Origin of the sequence: Pantoea sp. S62 (assembly GCF_016658625.1) — a bacterium.
Classification (GTDB): Bacteria; Pseudomonadota; Gammaproteobacteria; order Enterobacterales; family Enterobacteriaceae; genus Pantoea; species Pantoea vagans.
This window is the reverse complement of record NZ_JACVVI010000026.1, coordinates 35,725-42,084: the sequence shown is the minus strand read 5'-3', so window position 1 is coordinate 42,084 and position 6,360 is coordinate 35,725. Positions and strand designations below refer to the sequence as shown.

Annotated in this window: 4 protein-coding genes; 3 read left to right on the top strand and 1 reads right to left on the bottom strand. The window is 56.6% G+C overall.

From position 1 onward, the window contains the following. Positions 1-205 precede the first annotated feature (205 nt). Entirely contained in the window at positions 206-754 is a 549-nt protein-coding gene (gene orn, locus IBT54_RS23730; protein WP_003855299.1) for an oligoribonuclease, read from the bottom strand. 101 nt (positions 755-855) lie between these two features. On the opposite strand from orn, the gene rsgA reads away from it, so the two are divergent. The 3 genes from rsgA to mscM all read left to right on the top strand — a co-directional run bounded on the left by rsgA (position 856) and on the right by mscM (position 6,320). Further along, positions 856-1,905 carry a small ribosomal subunit biogenesis GTPase RsgA gene (rsgA, locus tag IBT54_RS23725; RefSeq protein WP_033784116.1) on the top strand — a complete coding sequence of 350 codons (1,050 nt, stop codon included), beginning with the start codon at positions 856-858 and terminating at the stop codon, positions 1,903-1,905. A 171-nt stretch (positions 1,906-2,076) separates the two neighbouring features. Further along, positions 2,077-2,976 carry an archaetidylserine decarboxylase gene (gene asd, locus IBT54_RS23720; protein WP_013359189.1) on the top strand — a complete coding sequence of 300 codons (900 nt, stop codon included), beginning with the start codon at positions 2,077-2,079 and terminating at the stop codon, positions 2,974-2,976. Between the two features lie 14 nt (positions 2,977-2,990). After that, a complete protein-coding gene (mscM, locus tag IBT54_RS23715; protein ID WP_033784677.1) occupies positions 2,991-6,320 on the top strand; it encodes a miniconductance mechanosensitive channel MscM in 3,330 nt (1,109 codons plus the stop codon). Positions 6,321-6,360 lie beyond the last annotated feature (40 nt).

Here is a 6,360-nt window from a genome sequence, read left to right as displayed (position 1 = left end):
CGCGACCCCGACCTTGGCAAGGTCGTGCTCTACCAACTGAGCTATTCCCGCGCCTTGTACCGACACTAAATTCTTCACCGGTACGGGGTGCGCATTATACGAGAAATCGTTGCTGCTGCAAGCGTCTGAAAGCAAAATTTTTCGCTTTCCGCGCGTTTGCTGATTAAATCAGCAACCTGGTGATTTCATGCGCACCCGTCGTCGATTAAAGCTGCAAAAAGTGTTCGCGGTAGTAAGCCAGCTCCGCCACCGACTCGCGGATATCGTCCAGCGCCTGGTGCGTACCGCCTTTTTTGAAGCCGGGCAGGATTTCCGGTTTCCAGCGACGAGCCAGCTCTTTCAGGGTACTAACATCCAGATAACGATAATGGAAATACGCTTCCAGCTCAGGCATGTACTTAAACAGGAAGCGGCGATCCTGCCCGATACTGTTGCCACAGATTGGTGACGTGTTAGCCGGCACCCACTGTTTCAGGAATTCAATAGTCGCCAGTTCGGCTGCGCGATCGTCAATCTGGCTTTCCTTCACCCGCGCAACCAGACCGCTGTTGGTGTGGGTGCGGACATTCCACTCATCCATCAGCGCCAGCTGCGCATCGGACTGATGGACGGCCATGACCGGCCCTTCCGCCAGAATGTTCAGGTTGGCGTCAGTCACCAGGGTCGCAATTTCAATAATGCGATCGTGCGTCGGATCAAGTCCGGTCATCTCAAGATCAATCCAGATCAGATTCTGTTCATTTCCAGTAGCCATGCTGTTTCCTGCGGTTGCTGTAGTCGTCATTCACGATGAATAAGGTGTATCATAGACGTTTTGCCCAGCCGGGCGAAATCTGGCTAACGCTGTGAGGGTGAGTGAGTAAAAATAAACTGTCGAAGGGCCAACAACGTCGCGTAAGCGCTAACCACGATCGCCGTCTCAACCAGCGCAGAGAGCGTCCGGAAGCGGATGACAACCTGTTTGGTGAAGCTGCAGATGGGGTCGTTGTGAGCCGTTTTGGCATGCATGCTGATGTTGAGGATAGCGCAGGCGTCGCCCACCGCTGCAATATCCGCCGTACTATCCGTTCGCTGGTTACGGGCGACCGTGTGCTGTGGCGTCCGGCCACCAGCGGCGGCAAAGGCATTGTTGAAGCGGTGCATGAACGCACCAGCGTATTAACCCGCCCCGATTTTTACGACGGCGTAAAGCCGATGGCGGCGAATATCGATCAGATCATCATCGTCTCTGCGATCCTGCCGGAACTGTCGCTGAACATCATCGATCGCTATCTGGTTGCCAGTGAAACGCTGGACATCGAGCCGTTACTGGTCCTGAATAAAACCGATCTGCTGGATGACGAGGCGCGCGGCTTTGTTGATCAGCAGATGGATATTTATCGCGATATTGGCTATCGCGTGGTGATGGTCTCCAGCCGGGCGAAAAACGGCCTGGACGATCTGGAAGCGGCCTTAACCGACCGTGTGAGTATCTTTGCCGGTCAGTCTGGTGTCGGTAAGTCGAGCCTGCTGAATGCCCTGCTCGGCTTCGACAAAGATGAGCAGGTCGCGATTCTGACCAATGAAGTATCAGATGGCTCAGGCCTGGGCCAGCATACCACCACCGCATCCCGCCTGTATCACTTCCCGCATGGCGGCGATGTGATCGATTCTCCCGGCGTGCGTGAGTTTGGTTTGTGGCATCTGGAGCCGGAACAGGTTACGCGTGGCTTTGTCGAATTCCGCCCCTTCCTGGGCTATTGCAAATTCCGTGACTGCAAACATGGCAGCGATCCCGGCTGTGCGATTCGTGAAGCGGTCGAACAGGGAAAAATCAACCGGTCCCGTTTCGATAACTACCACCGTATTCTGGAGAGCATGGCGCAGGTAAAAACGCGTAAAAACTTCCCTGATGGTGAAAGTTAATCGGTGTAACCGCGTCTGAGCGGATGAGCTGCTGCATTTTGCGAGGTGGATTCCGATCAGGCGTCCGGAGCGTGCAGCGTGCCGGAAATCAGGTATAGTCGCCATCTGAACGGGGCACTGCTACAATCCGCCCCCTTTTTTACCATGTCCTGAAATAGCCAGGAGGCTAAGGTGTTTGATCGTTTAAAACTCGGCTTGAATCATATTCTCCCGAAGAAATGGCTGACTGAACTTGCCGGTTGGGGCGCCAGTCGCCGCGGTGGTTGGTTGACCAAACTGGTCATTGACATCTTTGTCTGGTTTTACAAAGTCGACATGGCGGAGGCGCGCAAGCCCGATACCGCCAGCTATCGCACGTTTAATGACTTTTTCGTTCGTCCGCTGAAAGACGATGCGCGTCCGGTGGATGCAGACGCCAGCCTGATCGCCCTGCCCGCAGATGGTGCTATCAGCCAGCTCGGCCATATTCATGGCGATCAGATTTTCCAGGCTAAAGGTCATCACTACACCATCGATGCTCTGCTGGCGGGTGATGAGCGGATGGCCGCTCAGTTTGTGGAGGGTGAGTTCGTCACCACCTATCTGGCTCCGCGCGATTATCACCGCGTCCACATGCCGTGCAACGGTATCCTGCGTGAGATGATTTATGTGCCTGGCGATCTCTATTCAGTTAACCCGCTGACCGCGCGTAATATTCCCAACCTGTTTGCCCGTAACGAGCGCGTCATCTGCTATTTCGAAACGGATATCGGACCGATGGTGCAGATTCTGGTGGGTGCAACGATTGTCGGCAGCATTGAAACTGTCTGGGCGGGCACCATCACGCCACCGCGTGAAGGTGTGATCAAACGCTGGCACTATCCGGCAGCGGATGATGAAGGCGCGGTAGTACTGCTGAAAGGACAGGAAATGGGCCGCTTTAAACTTGGCTCTACCGTCATCAACCTGTTCGCACCTGGCCGCGTCAAACTGGCTGAAAGTCTGGAAGCAGAAAGCAAAACCCGTCTGGGCCAACCGCTGGCGATCGCGCTGCCTGTGGCGACAGACATTTCCGACGTCATCGTCGACTAAATTGAGTGTCCTCTGTGCGTTCGATTCTCCTCCTGCTGCTGAGCCTGTGGCTCAGCAGCCCGGCCTTCGCGGCCAGTCTTCCTGACGCCAGCCAGCTCAAACAGCAGCTGGAAGAGATAAAATCGGCCAAAAGTTCTCCATCCCAGGCGGAACAGATCCAGACGATTGAAGCTGCCTTGAACTTCCTCTCTGAACGCGATGACTCGCTGGAGCGCGCGGCGCAATATCAGCAGGTGATTGATGACTTTCCGCGTCTGGCGCGCGAACTGCGTCAGCAGATCGCCGCGCTGAGCGACAGCGGAAAAACCGTACGCAGCAACATGAGCAGCGCCGAGCTGGATCAGGAGATTCTGCAGGTCAGCAGCCAGCTGCTGGAAGAGGGGCGTCAGGCACGCCAGGAGCAGGATCGGGCGCGGGAAATCAGCGATTCGTTGTCGCAACTGCCGCAGCAGCAGACCGAAGCGCGCCGGGCGATGACGGAGAGTGAACGGCGGCTGCAGGGCGTCAGTACCAGTTCACCGCAGGGCCAGCTGCAACTGGCGGCGCGTCAGGCGGAAAGCGCCGCAAATAAAGCGCTGGTCGATGAACTTGAGCTGGCCCAGCTCTCCGCTAACAACCGTCAGGAACTGGCGCGGATGCGGGCTGAAGTTCACCAGCGTAAAGCGACACAGCTCGATAACTACCTGCAGGCACTGCGCAATCAGCTTAATGACCAGCGGCAACGAGAAGCGGAAGTCGCCTTGGCCCGCACTGAACAGCTGGCGGAAAACAGTGGCGATCTGCCACCAGCAATCAGCGATCAGTTTCGGGTTAACCGCGAACTCTCGGTTGCGCTGAATCAGCAGGCGCAGCGTATGGATCTGGTGGCATCGCAGCAGCGGCTGGCCACCAATCAGATTATTCAGGTCCGTCAGGCGCTCTCTACGTTGAGAGAACAGTCGCAGTGGCTGGGCGCCTCTAATCTGCTGGGCGAAGCGCTTCGGGCGCAGGTCGCACGTCTGCCAGAGATGCCTAAGTCCCAGCAGATTGATAATGAGATGGCACAGCTTCGCGTACAGCGTCTCTATTATGAAGATCTGCTGGAGCGTCAGGAGACGCTGCGCAAAGGACGGCAGGCCGATGGTCAGCCCTTCAGCGCAGAACAGAAGCGCATTCTTGATGCGCAGCTACGCACCCAGCGTGAACTGCTCAATTCCCTGATCTCCGGCTGTGACACCCTGATTCTGGAGATCACCAAGCTCAAGGTCGGCAACACTCAGCTGCAGGATGCGCTGACGGAAGTCAAAGACGCGACGCACCGCTATCTGTTCTGGACCGCTGACGTCAGTCCGATCGGTCTGAGTTATCCGCTGGATCTGGCTAAAGACCTTTCCCGCCTGCTGTCGCTGGATACGCTGGGTCAGCTCGGCAAAGCGATGGCGATGATGTTTACCAGCCGCAACTCGGTGCTGCCGATTATTGGTGCGCTGCTGCTGGTCGGTTTCAGCATCAGCTCGCGCCGCCACTTCAATGCCTTTCTTGAACGTTCTGCCAGTAAAGTCGGCAAGGTCACCCAGGATCGTTTCCGTCTGACCATCCGTACCGTGTTCTGGTCGATTCTGGTGGCGCTGCCGCTGCCGGTGTTGTGGGGTGCACTGGGTTATGGCCTGCAGAACGCCTGGCCCTACCCTATCGCCGTGGCGATTGGCGATGGCATTACCGCCACGCTGCCGCTGCTGTGGGCATTTATGATCAGCGCCGCCTTTGCCCGTCCGAATGGCCTGTTCATTGTGCATTTCCGCTGGCCGCAGAACCGGGTGGCGCGCGCCATGCGCTACTACTCGCTGAGCATCGGGCTGATTGTGCCGCTGATTATGCTGCTAATCGCCTTTGGCAATCTGGAAGATCGGCAGTTCTCCTCGTCGCTGGGTCGCCTCTGTTTCATCCTGATCTGCGGAGCAATCAGCATTGTTACCGTCAGCCTGAAGCGGTCCGGTATTCCGCTCTATCTCGATAAAGAGGGAAATGGCGAGAACATAGTGAACCGGATGCTGTGGAACCTGATGATCGCCATGCCGCTGATGGCTGCCCTCGCCTCCGCTGTAGGGTATCTGGCAACCGCGCAGGCGCTGCTGGCGCGACTGGAAACCTCCGTCGCCATCTGGTTTCTGCTGCTGGTTATCTATCACATTATCCGACGCTGGATGCTGATTCAGCGTCGCCGTCTTGGATTTGACCGCGCCCGTCAGCGCCGTGCCGATATGCTGGCTAACCGGGCGCGCAGTGAAGAAGAAAAAGAGCAAAGCGCGCTGAATACCGACGCGATTGAAATCGAAGAACCGGTGATTGATCTGGATGCGATCAGTGCGCAGTCGCTGCGGCTGGTGCGTTCTATCCTGACGCTGATTGCCCTGGTCTCGGTGATCGTGCTGTGGTCAGAAATTCACTCGGCCTTCGGCTTCCTGGAGAATATTCAGCTGTGGGATGTCAGTACATCTGTACAGGGCGTGGAGTCGATTCAGCCAATTACCCTGGGTTCGGTGCTGATTGCTATTCTGGTGTTTATCATCACCACTCAGCTGGTGCGCAATATGCCCGCGCTGCTTGAGCTGGCACTGTTGCAGCATCTTAATCTGACGCCGGGTACCGGTTACGCCATTACTACACTGACCAAATATCTGCTGCTGCTGATTGGCGGGCTGATTGGTTTCTCGATGATTGGTATTGAATGGTCGAAACTGCAGTGGCTGGTTGCTGCGCTGGGTGTGGGACTGGGGTTTGGCTTGCAGGAGATTTTTGCCAACTTTATCTCTGGCCTGATTATCCTGTTCGAAAAGCCGATTCGTATCGGCGATACCGTGACGATCCGCGACCTGACCGGCAGTATTACCCGGATCAACACGCGTGCGACCACGATCACCGACTGGGACCGCAAAGAGATCATCGTGCCAAACAAGGCCTTTATCACCGAGCAGTTTATTAACTGGTCGCTGTCCGATTCCGTAACGCGGGTGGTACTCACTATCCCTGCCCCGGCCAAAGTCAGCAGTGAGCAGGTAACCACCATTCTGGTGCAGGCGGCCGAGCGCTGCAGTTATGTGCTTGATACGCCACCGCCGGAAGCGTTCCTTGTCGATCTGCAGCAGGGGATTCAGTTGTTTGAGATCAGGGTACATGCTGCAGAGATGGGGCACCGTATGCCGCTGCGCCATGAACTGCACCAGCTGATTCTGCTCGGATTTGAGCAACACGGTATCGAGATGCCGTTCCCACCGTTCCAGATGCGCATGGAAACGCTGGGTAAGAAGCTGCCTGCCAGCAACGGTGCGCCCGCGGCCCGCGCCTACAAATCTGGCGGCCTGTAATGCAAAACGCCCGGCAAAGCCGGGCGTTATTTCAGATCTG